The 17,703-nt window shown below is 38.1% G+C and carries 12 protein-coding genes; 10 read left to right on the plus strand and 2 right to left on the minus strand.

Annotated elements, in window-relative coordinates; all coding sequences use genetic code 11:
* The first annotated feature begins 14 nt into the window (after positions 1-14).
* From ppc to EL079_RS01350, 6 genes are all read left to right on the plus strand, one after another.
* On the plus strand, positions 15-2,714 hold the full coding sequence (ppc, locus tag EL079_RS01325; RefSeq protein WP_003032479.1) for a phosphoenolpyruvate carboxylase: 2,700 nt from the start codon (positions 15-17) through the stop codon (positions 2,712-2,714).
* 125 nt (positions 2,715-2,839) lie between these two features.
* Positions 2,840-3,310, plus strand: coding sequence for an RNA polymerase sigma factor (locus EL079_RS01330; RefSeq protein WP_003032487.1), 471 nt, complete (start codon positions 2,840-2,842; stop codon positions 3,308-3,310).
* Positions 3,297-4,361: an anti sigma factor C-terminal domain-containing protein gene (locus tag EL079_RS01335; protein ID WP_018543553.1), complete on the plus strand. Its 1,065-nt coding sequence runs from the start codon at positions 3,297-3,299 to the stop codon at positions 4,359-4,361. The genes EL079_RS01330 and EL079_RS01335 overlap by 14 nt, the downstream gene beginning before the upstream one ends.
* Before the next feature lie 123 nt (positions 4,362-4,484).
* Positions 4,485-5,681, plus strand: coding sequence for an elongation factor Tu (gene tuf, locus EL079_RS01340; RefSeq protein ID WP_003023932.1), 1,197 nt, complete (start codon positions 4,485-4,487; stop codon positions 5,679-5,681).
* 156 nt (positions 5,682-5,837) lie between these two features.
* Complete coding sequence (gene tpiA, locus EL079_RS01345) at positions 5,838-6,596, plus strand: triose-phosphate isomerase (protein ID WP_003031443.1); 759 nt, start codon at positions 5,838-5,840, stop codon at positions 6,594-6,596.
* 65 nt (positions 6,597-6,661) lie between these two features.
* Positions 6,662-10,108 carry a GBS Bsp-like repeat-containing protein gene (locus EL079_RS01350; protein WP_003031442.1) on the plus strand — a complete coding sequence of 1,149 codons (3,447 nt, stop codon included), beginning with the start codon at positions 6,662-6,664 and terminating at the stop codon, positions 10,106-10,108.
* A gap of 201 nt (positions 10,109-10,309) precedes the next feature.
* On the opposite strand, the gene mnmE is transcribed toward EL079_RS01350, so the two are convergent.
* Positions 10,310-11,683, minus strand: a complete 1,374-nt coding sequence (gene mnmE, locus EL079_RS01355; RefSeq protein ID WP_003031445.1) for a tRNA uridine-5-carboxymethylaminomethyl(34) synthesis GTPase MnmE — start codon at positions 11,681-11,683, stop codon at positions 10,310-10,312.
* Positions 11,684-12,038: 355 nt separating this feature from the next.
* Between mnmE and rpiA the strand changes: the two genes are divergently transcribed.
* The 4 genes from rpiA (at position 12,039) to EL079_RS01375 (ending at position 15,371) form a co-directional block, all read left to right on the plus strand.
* Positions 12,039-12,728 (plus strand): ribose-5-phosphate isomerase RpiA, encoded by a 690-nt coding sequence (gene rpiA / locus EL079_RS01360; protein WP_003031446.1) that lies wholly within the window; start codon positions 12,039-12,041, stop codon positions 12,726-12,728.
* A gap of 185 nt (positions 12,729-12,913) precedes the next feature.
* Positions 12,914-13,723, plus strand: coding sequence for a purine-nucleoside phosphorylase (locus tag EL079_RS01365; protein WP_003031435.1), 810 nt, complete (start codon positions 12,914-12,916; stop codon positions 13,721-13,723).
* 182 nt (positions 13,724-13,905) lie between these two features.
* Positions 13,906-14,619 (plus strand): purine-nucleoside phosphorylase, encoded by a 714-nt coding sequence (gene deoD, locus EL079_RS01370; protein ID WP_022524449.1) that lies wholly within the window; start codon positions 13,906-13,908, stop codon positions 14,617-14,619.
* Complete coding sequence (locus EL079_RS01375; RefSeq protein WP_003031447.1) at positions 14,616-15,371, plus strand: hypothetical protein; 756 nt, start codon at positions 14,616-14,618, stop codon at positions 15,369-15,371. The genes deoD and EL079_RS01375 overlap by 4 nt, the downstream gene beginning before the upstream one ends.
* Positions 15,372-15,429: 58 nt before the next feature.
* Here EL079_RS01375 and EL079_RS01380 read toward each other — a convergent pair whose 3' ends face one another.
* Positions 15,430-17,598 (minus strand): LTA synthase family protein, encoded by a 2,169-nt coding sequence (locus tag EL079_RS01380; protein ID WP_373852532.1) that lies wholly within the window; start codon positions 17,596-17,598, stop codon positions 15,430-15,432.
* Positions 17,599-17,703: the final 105 nt, after the last annotated feature.

A 17,703-nucleotide genomic window follows, 5' to 3' on the forward strand; every position in this document is an offset into this window, starting at 1 on the left:
GAAAGGTGTAGATTATGTCACTTCAAAAATTAGAAAATTACAACAATAAAGAGGTTATCAAAGAAGAAGTTACGATTCTGACGGACTTATTAGAAGAAGTTACAAAAAATATGCTGAGTCCTGAAACCTTTGAAAAAATCATTGCTTTAAAAGAATTAGCAGCAGCTGGAAATTATGAAGGGTTAAATGAAATTGTTCAAAGTCTATCGAACAAGGAGATGTCTTATATTTCTCGTTATTTTTCAATTCTGCCTCTTTTAATCAATATTTCAGAAGATGTGGATTTGGCTTTTGAGATTAACTATCAAAATAATGTGGGGCAAGATTATCTTGGGAAATTATCCACAACGATTGATTTGGTTGCTGAAAAGGAAAACGCTGCTGAAATTTTGGAGCATTTGAATGTGGTTCCTGTTTTAACAGCTCACCCAACTCAAGTGCAACGAACGACTATGTTGGATTTGACCAATCATATTCATGTCTTGTTGCGTAAATACCGAGATGTGCGAATGGGCTTGCTCAATGAGCAAAAATGGCACAATAATCTTCGTCGATATATCGAAATTATCATGCGGACAGATATGATTCGTGAGAAGAAATTAAAAGTGACCAATGAAATCACCAATGTGATGGAATACTACAATAGCTCTTTCTTGCAGGCGGTGACTAATTTAACAGAAGAATACAAGCGCTTAGCCAAACAGCACGGGATTGACCTGAAAAATCCTACCCCTATTACGATGGGAATGTGGATTGGTGGTGACCGAGATGGAAATCCTTATGTTACAGCTGAAACATTGAAAAAATCCGCTTTGACACAATGTGAAGTGATTATGAACTATTACGATACGAAAGTTGCTAATTTGTACCGTGAATTTTCTTTGTCAACAGGTATCGTAAAAGTAAGTGAAGCGGTGCAGGAAATGGCTTATCTGTCAGAAGATAATTCTATTTACCGCGAAAAAGAATTGTATCGTCGAGCCTTCTACCATATTCAAACAAAACTAAAAAATACAAAGACTTACTTTATTGATCAGATAAAAACCGAGCCACATTACCACAAAATTGAAGAATTTAAACATGATTTACTAGCTATCAAGCAGTCTCTTCTTGAAAATAAAGGCGAAGCAATGATTTCTGGTGAGTTTACTGAGTTGCTTCAAGCAGTAGAAGTATTCGGTTTTTACCTTGCTTCCATTGATATGCGTCAAGATTCCAGTGTTCATGAAGCCTGCGTTGCGGAGTTATTAGCGAGCGCAGGAATTGTGGAGCATTATAGCGAGCTTTCTGAAGACGAAAAATGTCACGTTCTGCTAAATGAACTTCTCTATGATCCGCGGATTCTCTCTGCAACACATGCTAAAAAATCTGCCCTTTTGCAAAAAGAATTAGAGATTTTTCAAACGGCGCGTGAGTTGAAAGACAAGCTAGGAGATGCGGTTATTAAGCAAACCATTATTTCTCATGCTACGAGCGTGTCTGACCTTTTAGAGTTGGCTGTTATGCACAAGGAAGTTGGTCTCATTGACAAAGAATTTGCGCGTGTACAGATTGTGCCGCTCTTTGAAACCATTGAAGACTTGGATAATTCCTATGATACGATGAAGAAATACTTATCTCTTCCAATTGCTCAGAAATGGATTGCTTCTAATAACAACTATCAAGAAATCATGCTGGGCTATTCAGACAGCAATAAAGACGGTGGTTACTTATCATCCTGCTGGACTCTCTATAAAGCGCAACAGCAACTGACAGCTATTGGAGATGAATTTGGTGTAAAAATTACCTTTTTCCACGGTCGTGGTGGAACGGTTGGTCGTGGTGGCGGACCTACTTATGAAGCTATTACCTCTCAGCCTCTCCGCAGTATCAATGACCGAATTCGCCTGACAGAGCAAGGAGAAGTCATTGGCAATAAATACGGAAATAAAGACGCTGCTTATTACAATTTAGAAATGCTGGTGTCGGCAACGATTAATCGTATGATTACCAAGAAAAAGAGCGATACCAGCACATCTAACCGCTACGAGCGCATTATGGATCAGGTAGTGGAACGAAGCTACCAAATTTATCGTGATTTGGTTTTTGGAAATGAGCATTTTTATGATTATTTCTTTGAATCAAGTCCGATCAAAGCTATTTCCAGCTTTAATATTGGTTCGCGACCGGCTGCGCGTAAAACAATTACCGAAATCGGTGGCTTGCGTGCCATTCCGTGGGTCTTTTCATGGTCCCAAAGTCGGGTGATGTTCCCTGGTTGGTATGGTGTTGGATCCAGCTTTAAAGAATTTATTGATGAAAATCCAGAAGAAAATCTAGCTTTCTTGAGAAAGATGTATAAAAATTGGCCTTTCTTCCAATCGCTTTTGTCCAATGTAGACATGGTGTTATCAAAGTCGAATATGAATATCGCCTTTGAATATGCTCAATTGTGTGAAGATAAAGAAGTACAAGAAATTTATTATACAATTTTGGATGAGTGGCAATTAACCAAGAATGTTATTCTTGCTATTGAAGATTATGATGACCTGTTAGAGGAAAATCCCTACTTGCGAGACAGTTTAGACTACCGCATGCGTTACTTTAACATTTTGAATTATATTCAGCTAGAACTCATCAAGCGTCAACGCCGTGGGGAGTTATCTCCTGACGAAGAAAGGTTGATTCACGTCACAATCAATGGAATTGCGACAGGACTGAGAAACTCAGGCTGATAAAGAATAAAAAATCGGATTATTTCCGATTTTTTTATATCTTTGTAACCCAAAACGCTTCCAATTCGTTATACTAGTGAAGGAAGGGGGATGAGGATATCAAACTAGATGATTATGAAAAAGTCTTGATTACCTTTGCAAAAGAAATCGTCTATTATCTGCAAGGCTCAGGCGTTCCAAAAGAGCAAGCAGAAGATGTTGTTCAGGATGTTTTTATCAAAATGCTAGAGTCTGATTTTGTCATCCCTGCTCAAAAAATGCGAGCTTGGATGTATCGTGTGTCTATTCGCCGCTATATTGACAAATACCGGCGTGATAAGCATTATATGGAAATCCTGCGACGAGATTTTTTTACAAAAGAAAATCAATTGATTGTTGAAGGATCAGACTACGACTTTCTCATGGAGGAGGTGGAAAAGTTGCCAATGCGGGATAAAATCATGTTGGATCTTTATTATTTTCAAGGGTTCTCAACAGGCGAAATAGCAGAAGTGCTTCATTATTCTAACAGCAAAGTCAAAGTTCAGCTCATGCGCAGTCGAAAGAAACTTCGACAGGTTTTGGAAAAGAAAGGATATTATCATGGAAACTTTTGAAATCGTTGCAAAGAAAAACAAAAAGAGAAATAGAAAGCGAATCATTCTCTGGTCAACAACAGTAGTGGTAGTATTTTTTGGAATATATATTGCTGCTCGTATGATTACAGGAAAACTCATCAGCGACCAAGCTTGGAAGGTGGTCAATGAGGTACAGCTAGTTGAAAGCGTCGCTTTTCCTAATATTGAAACGTATACCTGGTCTGCTAATGGTGGGGATATGTTCCACGGTGGTATTAAAGGTAGACAAGCCAAAGATATTTATGGGATTCCGCTAGACTATGGTGAATACAAGACAGATTTTGGAATTTTTAATATCAATCGAGGAACTCTTTTTCATGCAAATTCTGGCAGATATACAGAATCTGGGGCAACTATTCAAATAGAAAATAACCAAAAAGTGCCACAATTCTACAATAAAAATGTGAAAGAGGAGAAAGGAGAATCTGTCCATGAACCAACTAAAGAGCTTCCTTACGTAAAAAATATGCAAAATCAATTAGTAGAAGTGGCTCTGACCTTTGATAAACCATATAGTTTAAAAGAAATTCGAGCAATGATACCTAAGAACCTCAAGACCAATTGGTATTGGATTGGTACAAATTCAACAAGCGATCCAAGCTGGTGGCAACCAAGCAATCTATATGGTACGAGTCCAGATTATCTAACGCAAAAAGAATATGTTCACAAAAAGGAAGCAGAAGAAGCTATTAAAAACCTCAAAGAAGGAGAGAGACTGAGTAACAGACTTGCCCAAATAAAAGATGTAGATGGATTTTTGGCTAATCTGAAGAAATATATTAAAAGTGGATTTGGAAAAAGTAGCTACAATAATGTAACTCCGTCAGATGACATTAAAACCTACTTGAAAAAATTGGGTAAGCTAGACTTGTCTAAGAAAGAAGACTTAGAAAAATTAGAATTCTCAGGCGTTATCCTAACAGGAAAAGCTGAAAATTTTGCACAGTTGGAAGGTAAGGAGTGGATTTATGCATCAAGCATTGGAGCTTCTATACCAAATCAACCATACTACAAGTTGGACAAAGAATAAATTGATAAAAAAGGCGTAAAATGCTTGCAATTTGAAGAAAATTTGATAAAATAGTAAGGAAAGTTAGACTGTATTGCCTACTGTCTATCTATAAAATATATTTTATTGGAGGCTTTTACTCAAATGGCAAAAGAAAAATACGATCGTAGTAAACCACACGTTAACATCGGTACAATCGGACACGTTGACCATGGTAAAACTACCCTAACTGCAGCTATCACGACTGTACTTGCACGTCGTCTTCCAAGTTCAGTTAACCAACCAAAAGATTATTCATCTATTGATGCTGCTCCAGAAGAACGCGAACGCGGAATCACTATCAACACTGCACACGTTGAGTATGAAACTGCTAAACGTCACTATGCTCACATCGATGCTCCAGGACACGCGGACTACGTTAAAAACATGATCACTGGTGCTGCTCAAATGGACGGAGCTATCCTTGTAGTAGCTTCAACTGACGGACCAATGCCTCAAACTCGTGAACACATCCTTCTTTCACGCCAAGTAGGTGTTAAATACCTTATCGTCTTCATGAATAAAGTTGACTTGGTTGACGATGAAGAATTGCTTGAATTGGTTGAAATGGAAATCCGTGACCTTCTTTCAGAATACGATTTCCCAGGTGATGAAATCCCAGTTATCCAAGGTTCAGCTCTTAAAGCTCTTGAAGGTGATGAAAAATATGAAGACATCATCATGGAATTGATGGATACTGTTGATGAATACATTCCAGAACCAGAACGTGACACTGACAAACCATTGCTTCTTCCAGTTGAAGATGTATTCTCAATTACTGGACGTGGTACTGTTGCTTCAGGACGTATCGACCGTGGTACTGTTAAAGTCAACGACGAAGTTGAAATCGTTGGTATCCGTGATGAAATCCAAAAAGCAGTTGTTACTGGTGTTGAAATGTTCCGTAAACAATTGGACGAAGGTCTTGCTGGAGATAACGTAGGGGTTCTTCTTCGTGGTATCCAACGTGACGAAATCGAACGTGGACAAGTTCTTGCTAAACCAGGTTCAATTCATCCACACACTAAATTCAAAGGTGAAGTTTACATCCTTACTAAAGAAGAAGGTGGACGTCATACTCCATTCTTCAACAACTACCGTCCTCAATTCTACTTCCGTACTACAGACGTTACAGGTTCAATCGAACTTCCTGCAGGTACTGAAATGGTAATGCCTGGTGATAACGTAACAATCGACGTTGAATTGATCCACCCAATTGCCGTAGAACAAGGAACTACATTCTCTATCCGTGAAGGTGGACGTACTGTAGGTTCAGGTATGGTTACAGAAATCGAAGCTTAATTCAATTAAGTTCCCAGATGAACAATTAAAGTCAGACAAATGAGCTCCGCTGTTGCGGGGCTTTCTTTTTTATGATTTCATTCGACTCAGTCTTTATTTCTCTATTAAATTATGGTAAAATAATAGATGTAAATAAAAAAAGAAGAGGTATGTGAAATGTCACGTAAACCATTTATTGCTGGTAACTGGAAAATGAACAAAAATCCAGAAGAAGCTAAAGCTTTTGTTGAAGCAGTAGCTTCTAAATTGCCTTCATCAGAACTTGTTGAAGCTGGTATCGCAGCTCCAGCCCTTGACTTGTCAACAGTTCTTGCAGCTGCTAAGGGTTCTGATCTTAAAATTGCCGCAGAAAACTGCTATTTTGAAGATGCTGGTGCTTTCACTGGTGAAAACAGTCCTAAAGTGTTGGCTGAAATGGGCACAGATTATGTTGTAATTGGTCACTCAGAACGTCGTGAATACTTCCATGAGACAGATGAAGATATCAACAAGAAAGCTCATGCTATCTTCCGCAACGGTCTTCTTCCAATCATCTGCTGTGGTGAATCCCTTGAAACTTACGAAGCTGGTAAAGCAGTGGAATTTGTAGGTGCTCAAGTATCTGCAGCCCTTAAAGGATTGACAGCAGAGCAAGTGTCTTCTCTTGTCATTGCTTACGAACCAATCTGGGCTATCGGTACTGGTAAATCAGCTACTCAAGACGATGCTCAAAAAATGTGTAAAGCAGTTCGTGATGTTGTAGCAGCTGACTTTGGTCAAGAAGTGGCTGACAAAGTACGTGTACAATACGGTGGCTCAGTAAAACCGAACAATGTAGCTGAATACATGGCATGTCCAGATGTTGACGGTGCCCTTGTTGGTGGAGCATCACTTGAAGCAGAAAGTTTCCTTGCATTGTTGGACTTTGTAAAATAATTCTTAAAAGAAATAATTAGCTTGCCATATTTTATGGCAGGCTTATTTTAAAATGGAGAAATAAAATGAAAAAGAAAAGTTTATTTTATTTAGCAAGCACAGCTATTTTAATTGCAGCTAGTTCACATCAAATTTTTGCTGATGAACCTGTAAAAACTTCTACGCTAGAGCCGACAGTAGAACTCAATAAACAAGAAACTCATTCTTTAGCTGAACTCCAAACAAAAGAAGTAACTCAAACTGCTCCAATAAATCAAACAACTTCATCTTCTTCATCTAAAAATGAAGCAACTGCTTCATCAACCGCTTCAACTGAAGCTAAAGTTTCAGTTGAACAAAATGTTGTAAAAGAAAATTCGACAACTACAACTGAGACTAAAAAAGACAACAAGTCAACTTTTTTTGCTGCGCAGAATAATCAAACAACAGCTAGAAGCAATCCTGATGCGCAAGTAAAAAAATCAACCTTTGTAGATGTTAGCAGTCATAATGGGCATATCAGCAAAGAAGATTATCAACATTTAGCAGAAAAAGGGGTAAATGGCATTGTTGTTAAATTAACAGAAGGAACGAGTTATAAAAATCCTTATGCGGCTTCTCAAACACAGAATGCACAAGCGGCAGGTATGCAAGTGTCGGCTTATGCTTTTTCTCATTATACTAATGAAGCAGAAGCAAGAGCAGAAGCGCGCTATTTTGCAGAGGAAGCAAGGCGATTGAGCTTTCCTTCCTCAACTGTTATGGTAAATGATATTGAAGATTCTGATATGCGTCCGAATATCAATGCAACTACTCAAGCTTGGGCAGATGAAATGCGGCGTATGGGTTTTTCAAATTTGATGTACTATACAAGTGCAAGTTGGCTTGATCGAAATAATCTCAGAACGAAAGGACCAATCCAAACAGAGCAATTTGGCTTGGAGAATTTCTGGGTAGCGCAATATCCAACTTCAAAATTAAGTGCAGATGATGCGAAAACACTGAAATATAATAGTGAAGCAGGTGCTTGGCAGTTTACTTCGCAAGCTGAACTACTACTTGGTCGTCATGTTTTTGACCAAAGTGTGGATTATACTGGACGATTTACGAATAAGGCGACTCCAATCAATCGTGCTGAAAATCAGCCAATAAAGGGAAAAATCACGGTTCAAAACAAGAATCCTAACACAGGAACCTTTGATGTGATTGTGTCAGATGTTTCTGCTCCTTATGGCGTTCGTGAAGTGAAGTTACCGACCTGGTCTAATGTCAATGGTCAAGATGACATTATCTGGTACACAGCGACAAAGCAAACTAATGGAACCTATAAAGTAACAGTAAGGGCAGTAGATCACAAATTTTCTACAGGACTCTATCACATTCACCTTTATTACATTCAAAATAATGGGAAATTGGTTGGCGTAGGTGGAACAACTACCGAGCTTTCATTTGGACGACCTCAAGGAAAAGTGACTATTGCTAATAATAATCCTGAAACAGGAACATTTGATGTCCTTATTTCCAATGTTTCTAGTCCTTATGGCATTCGTGAAGTGAAAGTTCCAACTTGGTCCAGCATCGGTGGTCAAGATGATATTATCTGGTATACTGCTAAGAAGCAAGCCAATGGAACTTACAAAGTAACAGTTAAAGCGACTGATCATAAAAAATCAACTGGGGAGTATAATATTCATGTATATTATATCCAAGAAAATAACCAATTGGTAGGAGTAACAGGCACAACGACAACAGTTTCGATTGCGCATCCTAAAGGTACTTTGACTATCACAAATAACAATCCAGACGCAGGAACTTTTGATGTGATTGTCTCAGGCGTTTCCAGTCCAGATGGTGTTCGTGAAGTGAAATTACCGACCTGGTCTAATGTAGATGGTCAAGATGATATTATCTGGTATACCGCTAAAAAACAAGCTGATGGAACGTATAAGACAACTGTCAAGGTAAGTGATCACAAATATTCAACAGGTCTATATAATGTTCATCTGTATTATATCCAAGACAATGGCAAAATCGTTGGAGTAGCAGGAACGCAAGTAAATGTATCTTTAGCAAGAGCAAAAGGGAATCTGACCATTCAAAATAATAATCCAGAAACAGGAACCTTTGATGTGATTGTTTCAGGTGTTTCTAGCCCTTACGGTGTTCGTGAAGTGAAATTACCGACCTGGTCTAATGTGGATGGTCAGGACGATATTATCTGGTATACCGCTACTAGACAGGCCAATGGGACTTACAAAGCAACTGTCAAAGCGAGTGACCATAAAAGAAGTACAGGTTTATACCACATTCATCTGTATTATATCCAAAACAATGGTAAACTCGTTGGAGTAGGTGGTACAACGACAGAAGTTTCAATTGCACGTCCAAAAGGTACATTAACAATTCAAAATAAAGATGCGAATAAAGGAACTTTTGAAGTGATTGTCTCCAATGTTTCTAATCCAGATGGTGTTCGTGAAGTGAAATTACCGACTTGGTCTAATGTCAATGGTCAGGACGATATTATCTGGTACACTGCTACTAGACAGACCAATGGAACTTATAAGGCGTTCATTAAAGCAAGTGATCATAAGAATTCAACTGGTTTGTACTATATTCATTTGTACTATGTTCAAAACAATGGAACATTAATTGGAGTAGGCGGTACATCAACCAATGTGACAATTTCTGCGGAAAACCTTAAACCAACTGGAAAAATTACTATCCAAAATAATAATCCTAAAACAGGAACATTTGACGTGGTAGTGTCTAATGTTTCCAGTCCTTATGGTGTTCGTGAAGTGAAATTGCCAACTTGGTCTAGTGTAAATGGTCAAGATGACATCATTTGGTATACTGCTGCAAAACGAGCTGATGGTACCTATAAGATAACTGTGAAAGCGAGTGACCATAAGAACTCAACCGGCGAATACAATATTCATTTGTATTACATTCAAAACAATGGTAAACTCGTTGGAGTGGCGGGCACCACAGTACAAGTTTCTAAAACGTCTTATTCGACACCATATTTTTCTCAACGTGATGGTCGTTGGGCAGGACGAACTTATGGAGGCTACACATTTGCTGCAACAGGTTGCGTGCCAACAACGGTCGCTATGGCAATTTCTGGTATTACAGGACAGACTGTTTTACCAACAACTGTGGCAGATTATCTCTATCATTCTACGAACGAATTTAATAAGAGAAGCTACGGCACAACGAGCCATGGTATTGTATTAGCAGCTCGACATTGGGGCTTGAAAACAGATGTTTTAGGTTCAACCGCAGCTGTGCGAGAAGCGCTTGCTATGGGACACCATGTGCTTGGTGCAGTAGGAACCAGTGTATTTGCAAATTATCCTGTTACACATGAGCTAGTCATGAGAGGCTATAACAACGGAATGACTTACGTAATGGATCCATATAATGCTAATAATAATGGCTATTATTCAATAGATTATTTATTTAGAGTACGGAGTTTGGATCCAACTGACAATACAGAAGGTTCTCCATTCATGACAATCAGAGCATAATATTGTGTCTGCTCTATGAGAATGAAGTTTCTGCCATTTTATCGGTTTAGTAATGAAAGGTTGAAACTACGAACTAAACATTTAAAATTTTTAGTTCTGTCTTATTCTCTTTTTGATGAAAAGTAAGAAGCTCTATGATTTCTAAGGTTATTCCTATAGAAATCATAGAGCTTACTTGTTTTTGTTCGAATTTGTTTACTATTATTTTCCCAAACAAAATTGGCTGAAAAGTTGGCTAATGAGTTCATCAGGAGCGGCGTCACCTGTTATTTCACCAAGGATTTCCCATGTCCGAGTCAAATCTACTTGCACTAAGTCAACAGGCATTCCTAAATCCAGTCCCTCATTGACAGCTTGGAGACTTTCGACAGCTTTTTCAATCAGAGAAATATGGCGAGCGTTAGAGAGATAAGTAGCGTCTTGTTCTACAATGCCTGCATTTTCAAAGAAAAGTTGGTTGATTCGTTCTTCGATTTTATCAATATTTTGATTTTGAAGAACAGAAATCTTGATAAAGTTATCGGGAAGCTGGTCAACTTCAATCTTTTCTTCTAAGTCAGTTTTATTGAGTAGCAAGATACGGTTGGTGTCTTGACTGATTTCTAGAAGTTTGCGGTCTTGTTCTGTCAATGGCTCGCTAGCATTTAACACAAGAAGCACAAGGTTAGCGTCTTGGAGCGCTTTTTTGGAACGTTCTACTCCGATTTGTTCTACAATATCATCTGTATCACGAATACCCGCAGTATCAATCAACTTGAGTGGCACTCCGTTGATGTTGACATATTCTTCAATGACATCGCGAGTGGTTCCGGCAATATCTGTCACAATAGCCTTGTCCTCACGGAGCAGGTTGTTAAGGAGACTAGATTTGCCAACGTTTGGGCGACCAATAATGGCAGTCGAAATTCCTTCGCGTAGAATCTTACCGCGGCGAGCTGTTTTTAAAAGTTGAGTCAGCAGTTTTTCAAATTCAGCTGTTTTTTCACGCAACAGTTTGGTAGTCATTTCCTCAACGTCATCATATTCTGGATAGTCAATATTGACCTCAACTTGAGCTAGTGTGTTAAGAATTTCCTGACGTGTGTTGTTAATGAGATCAGATAGAGAGCCGTCCAGTTGTTTGACGGCGATATTCATGGCTTTGTCCGTTTTTGCTCGAATAATGTCCATAATAGCCTCTGCTTGCGTCAAATCCACACGTCCATTGAGAAAAGCGCGTTTGGTAAATTCACCAGGTTCTGCCATTCTAGCTCCTTCTCGAATGGCTAATTGAAAAATTTCGTTGGTCACAGCAATCCCTCCGTGGGTGTTAATCTCAATCACGTCTTCACGTGTGAAGGTTTTAGGAGAACGCATAGCTCCAATCATAACTTCATCTAAAATTTCGTTTTTTTCTGGGTCAATAATATGCCCATAATTTAGTGTGTGACTGGCAACCGTACTTAAATCTTTTCCTTTGAAGATTTTTTGAGCAATGGCAAAGCTATTCGTCCCGCTCAGTCTAACAATGCCGATAGCTCCTTCACCAAGAGGAGTGGAAATGGCAGCAATCGTATCAAATTCTTTGGTTATCATCAATTTAATCCTTATAATGTGTTTATGCAATCTATATTCATTGTAACGCAAAACAAGGTTCGTCGCAAGATTTTTACATGCTGTTTTTGTTCAAATAAATTCATCATCTCTTTTTAATACAATAAAATAAATTTTAAGAAAGCTTCAAATATCATTCGTTTATTCATTTGATATATCAAATTATAGCAAAGAAAATCTGGAATTTTTGGTGTTTTATAATCAAGAAAAATAGAATATTCGGATTTTAGAATGTTTATAAAAAAGGGATTATTTAAAAAGAAAGTGGTTTCATTTTTGGGGTGCTAAAGTTGGCAAATCATGGTATACTAGAATCAGATTGAATAAAGGAGTAAAAATGGAAAACCTCAAAAAAATGGCAGGAATCAAAGCTGCAGAATATGTGAAAGACGGTATGGTAGTTGGTTTAGGAACGGGTTCGACTGCCTATTATTTTGTGGAAGAAGTTGGACGGCGTATCAAGGAAGAAGGACTGAAAATAACAGCAGTTACAACTTCAAGCACAACGAGTGAACAAGCTCGGCGTTTAGGTATTCCTTTGAAATCAATTGATGAAGTAGATGAAGTAGACGTGACCGTTGACGGAGCTGATGAGGTGGATACTGACTTCAATGGCATCAAAGGTGGCGGCGGTGCTCTGCTTATGGAAAAGGTTGTCGCCACTCCGACAAAGACCTACATTTGGGTAGTTGATGAAAGTAAAATGGTTGGTAAACTAGGTGCTTTCAAATTACCCGTAGAAGTCGTACAATACGGAGCAGAACAGCTTTTCCGTCGTTTTGAACATGCAGGCTATAAACCATCATTTCGTGAAAAAAATGGGAAGCGCTATATCACCGATATGCAGAATTTCATTATCGATCTTGATTTAGGTGTGATTGAAAATCCAGTCGAATTTGGGCAAAAGCTAGATCATGTAGTTGGCGTTGTGGAACATGGACTCTTTAATCAAATGGTGGATATGGTTATTGTTGCTGGAAGAAATGGCGTGCAAATTTTAAAATCAACCAAATCAAAAGGAGAATAGAATTTTATGTCACATGTTATTATATTTATGTCATTGTCATGGATTCAGTCCGAATTAGTATTGCACTAAATGCTGATGTTCAAAAAGAATAAGAAAGATTAGAATATGCTCTTAAGAGTGGAGCGTAATTGTGTCATTCAACATTTTTCGAGTGAAAATTAAAAAAGATATAAAAGGATAAAGATATGAATTTAATGGATAAAATTAACGAAACAGCACAGTTTTTAAAAGATAAAGGAATGACCGCACCAGAATTTGGTTTGATTCTCGGTTCTGGTTTGGGAGAATTAGCTGGTGAGATTGAAAATGCTGTCAGCATTGACTATGCGGATATTCCCAATTGGGGTCGCTCAACAGTAGTAGGGCATGCCGGTAAATTGGTCTATGGTGATTTAGCAGGTCGGAAAGTATTAGCTTTGCAAGGACGATTCCATTTTTATGAAGGAAATCCGATGGAAGTGGTGACATTCCCTGTTCGTGTGATGAGAGCACTAGGCTGTGAAGGTGTTATTGTCACAAATGCTGCCGGAGGGGTTGAATATGGTCCTGGCACTTTAATGGCTATTTCAGATCATATCAATTTAACTGGACAAAATCCTCTAATTGGAGCGAATTTGGATGAATTTGGTCCACGCTTCCCAGATATGTCTGATGCTTATACAAAAGCTTACCGTGAAAAAGCCCACGCCGTAGCCGAAAAATTAGGCATTGAATTGAAAGAAGGAGTTTATCTGGGTGTTACCGGTCCAACCTATGAAACACCAGCTGAAATCCGCGCTTTCCAAACCTTAGGAGCTAGCGCTGTCGGTATGTCAACTGTTCCAGAAGTAATTGTGGCAGCCCACTCAGGCTTGAAAGTATTGGGGATTTCTGCTATTACAAACTTTGCAGCTGGTTTTCAAAGCGAGCTAAACCATGAAGAAGTCGTAGAAGTGACAGAACGTATCAAGGAAAACTTTAAAGGACTTGTAAAAGCAATCCTTGCAGAACTATAAAAACATAAATGTAAAAAGAGTCGAAGATTGAGCTTACAATCACATCTCTTTCTGAACTCAACTAGAAACGAAAGGAATAAAACCCGCACGCAATCCTTTCTGAGATGAATAAGCTCCTAAGAAAAGTTATTTAGCGCTTGTACTTTTCAGTTTGGGTTTTTGACGGGCTTGGTATCTTACTTATGTCAATCCATATTGCAGCAAAACAAGGCGAAATTGCCGATAAAATTTTACTACCTGGAGATCCACTCCGTGCCAAATTTATTGCCGAAAACTTTTTAGAAGATGCTGTATGTTTTAATGAAGTTCGCAACATGTTTGGTTATACAGGGACTTATAAGGGGCATCGTGTTAGTGTTATGGGAACTGGAATGGGAATTCCGTCGATTTCTATCTATGCTCATGAATTGATTGTGAACTATGGTGTGAAACGTTTAATTCGTGTAGGAACGGCTGGTTCCTTGAATAAAGACGTTCACGTACGTGAATTGGTATTAGCGCAAGCAGCAGCGACAAATTCAAATATCATTCGTAATGATTGGCCTCAATATGACTTTCCGCAAATTGCAAGTTTTCGTCTTTTAGATAAGGCTTATCACCTTGCCAAGGATTTTGGTATGACAACGCACGTTGGAAGTGTCTTATCATCAGATGTTTTCTACTCCAACTATGGTGAAAAAAATATCGAACTTGGTAAAATGGGAGTTCTGGCTGTGGAAATGGAAGCGGCAGCTCTTTACTATCTAGCTGCTCAATATAATGTCGAAGCACTTGGCATTATGACCATTTCAGATAGTTTAGTTCATCCAGATGAAGACACAACAGCGGAAGAACGACAAACGACTTTTACAGATATGATGAAAGTCGGTTTAGAAACGCTTATTTCAGAATCATGATTGAAAATTTAGACGTCAAAGAAGAGATAATTTACGCTATTTCTCGCTATGATTATGCTCATGCCTATAAATTGGCTCAAAGACTGAACGATGCAGAATCAAAGCTAGTTGAACTTTTGTATATCATGGCAGAGCGGAGAGAGTTGAATATTCGCCCTGCTATGGAATATCAGTTGGAAATTAGAAATGATTTTCAACTTTTTTGTCATGATTCTGAGGAAGATGAGCAATTAGCGAATTATCTATATGACTTAGAAGCAAAGCTTAAAAACGAACAGGTGATCGATTTTATTCGTGCTGTTAGTCCGGCGATTTATCGGATTTTTATGCGTTTGATTAAGCAAGAAATTCCTGATATTGAATCCTATATTCATAATTCTAGAGAAGCGAGTTACGATCGTTGGAATTTTGAAAAGATGAAAAATACTGATCATCCTATTTTGAATACTTTCCATGCTGAAAGTACAGTTCATTCTTCTAGTCTGGCTACCTTGATTTTACTGTTGGATTTACCAGAGCAAGTTAAAATCATGGTCAAAGAACTGCGAAAGTTGGAGAAATCCGTTCGGAACCCATTAGCGCATTTGATTAAACATTTTGACGAAGAAGAATTGCATTCCACTACAGGTTTTTCTTCTCAATTTTTTATGGAAATATTGATTTTGTTGGCAAAAGCAACAGGCATTACTTATGACGAGGAGCAATTTTTCTTTGATCAGGTCAATCAAGTCATCACAACATTGATAGATTGAATGTTTTGCTTCATTATAAAATCCCATACAGTTCATTTTACTTGTATGGGATTTTTGGTTATTTAGAAGAAGAGCTGGATTCTTCTGTTGATGAGGAAGAACCGCTACTTGTTGATTCAAATTGTTCAGGGTGAAGAGCACGATAGCTTGGGGAATTAAACAGATTAACAGTTGAATTACCACCTCGTTTGCTATAAAGGCTTGTAGATTCATCACCTTTTTTCTTTTCAATAGATAATAATGATTTAAGTGAGTTGGTATAAGAATAGTCCTTAGGATTCACTTTCCCTAAATCATTTCCAGTATAGAAGCGAAGCAAGTCTCCGGTTTGAATCAGGTCACTCATTTTCAACTGCTCATTGGTTGTGTTGCGGATTTTTTCCAATTCTGCCTTAGTTGTTTCATCTGGATTGGTAATTTCTTCTCCTGTTTCTGTGTAGTAAGTACGTCCACTGTAGCTAGTATACTTAGGAGTTACAAAATAGTTTGATGAACGAAAGGCAACGGTTTGCTGATGTTTTGGAGAGAGTAAATCTTGTCCGACTTGTAGGTATTGTTTAGAATCAATACCGAGCAAATGTTCTAAAGTAGGCAAGAGGTCAACTTGTCCGCCATAGGTATTAACGACTTTTCCTTTTGTCATGCCAGGAATAACAACCATATAAGGAACTCTTTGCAGCATAGCATTGTCATAGCTAGACCAAGTTTCAGAATTTTTGCCTAGTAATGGCGCCAGCGAAGGGTTCCGTGAATTAGAGATACCGTAGTGGTCACCATAAAGAACGATGATTGAATTCTCATAAAGACCAGACGCTTTTAAGTAGTCAAAGAATGATTTAACGGCAGAATCTAGATAATTGGCCGTTGCAAAATAACCATTGATTGTTTCATCCTTGGTCGAAGCAAGTGGGAAACCAATCTCGTCTCCAATCAAGCTAGTTGTATAAGGATAGTGATTAGAAACGGTGATGTATTTTGCATAAAATGGTTGTTGTAAATGTTCAAGATATTTAATAGAATCTTTGAACATAATCTTATCGTTCAGACCGTATTGGAATGAATTTGTTTTGTCTTGCTTAGAGAAGTAAGAAGAATCGAAGAAATAGTTATATCCCCATTGTTTGTAAGTGGTGTTTCGATTCCAGAAGCTACCAGCATTTCCGTGGAAAACGGCACTAGAATTATATCCATTTTTTGAGAGAATATACGGAGCAGCTTGTTGCGTGTTTGTTCCGCCATAGTTTACCATAAAGGAACCCTGATTGAGACCAAACAAACCAGTTTCTAGCATAGTTTCTGCATCAGATGTTTTTCCGGCTTTTACTTGATTAAAGATATTAGAAAAAGCAAAAGTTGAGTTGGAATGATATAGTGAGTTGAGGAAAGGTGTTACTTCGTATTCTTTGCCATCAGACTTTAATTTATAGTCAATCAGGAATTGTTGGAAACTTTCTAAATGAAGATAGATGACATTTCTACCTTTAGCAATTCCGTAATACTCTTTATTTGGCTCGGCATAGTGTGACTTGACGTATTCTTCAACTGGTTTCAAATCTTCAGCACTTGCTTTAGAGCGTTCTTTGTTGGCACTATAAGTCTGATTAGCACTATAGCCAAGAAAGGCTGGCAACCCTAGGGCGCGGACAACATAATAATTAGAGAAGCCGCGTGTCAATAACTCTGGGCGGTCAACTTCTGCTAAAAAGAGGTTGGCTGAAAATAGCATACTGGATAGAGCAGTAATTGCAAAACTAGCTCGCTTGTTGAATGGCCGATCATCTAAACGAATCCATTTTTTATAAAAAAGAAAACCTAAGATTGGAAAATCAATGATGTAAATCAAATCTCCAGGTCGGAATAGTTCAAGCGCAGCCTCTCCCAGACCAGCAGAAACACTACTTGAAGCGAGCATGGTATTGACAGTAACAAAATCACTAAACTCGCGATAATAGATAGAGTTTGAAATGAGCCAGACAAATAATAAAATATAAAGCGCAACTGCTAGAATATAGAAAACCTTGGTTCTCTTAATATAAAGTGCTAGCCCAATCAGTAATAATCCTAATGGAAGAGGATTGATTATAGAGAGAAAGACTTGATAAGCGCCTTGAATATCCAGATTAAAATCAACAGAATAGGCCCACATGGTTTTCAGCCAATAAAGAGTCAGTAAGGTCAAGACAAAACCTAGTCTTGTACTCATGAAGTTGAGTATCTTCCTAGTCATAGTTTTCACAAATATATACTTCCTTGTCTTATTTCCTAAAATTTTCACTACTAAGTATAACATATTTTTGATTTAAGTTGGTAATTTAAAATGTTGGATTTTCTT

The organism is Streptococcus anginosus (assembly GCF_900636475.1).
Taxonomy (GTDB): domain Bacteria; phylum Bacillota; class Bacilli; order Lactobacillales; family Streptococcaceae; genus Streptococcus; species Streptococcus anginosus.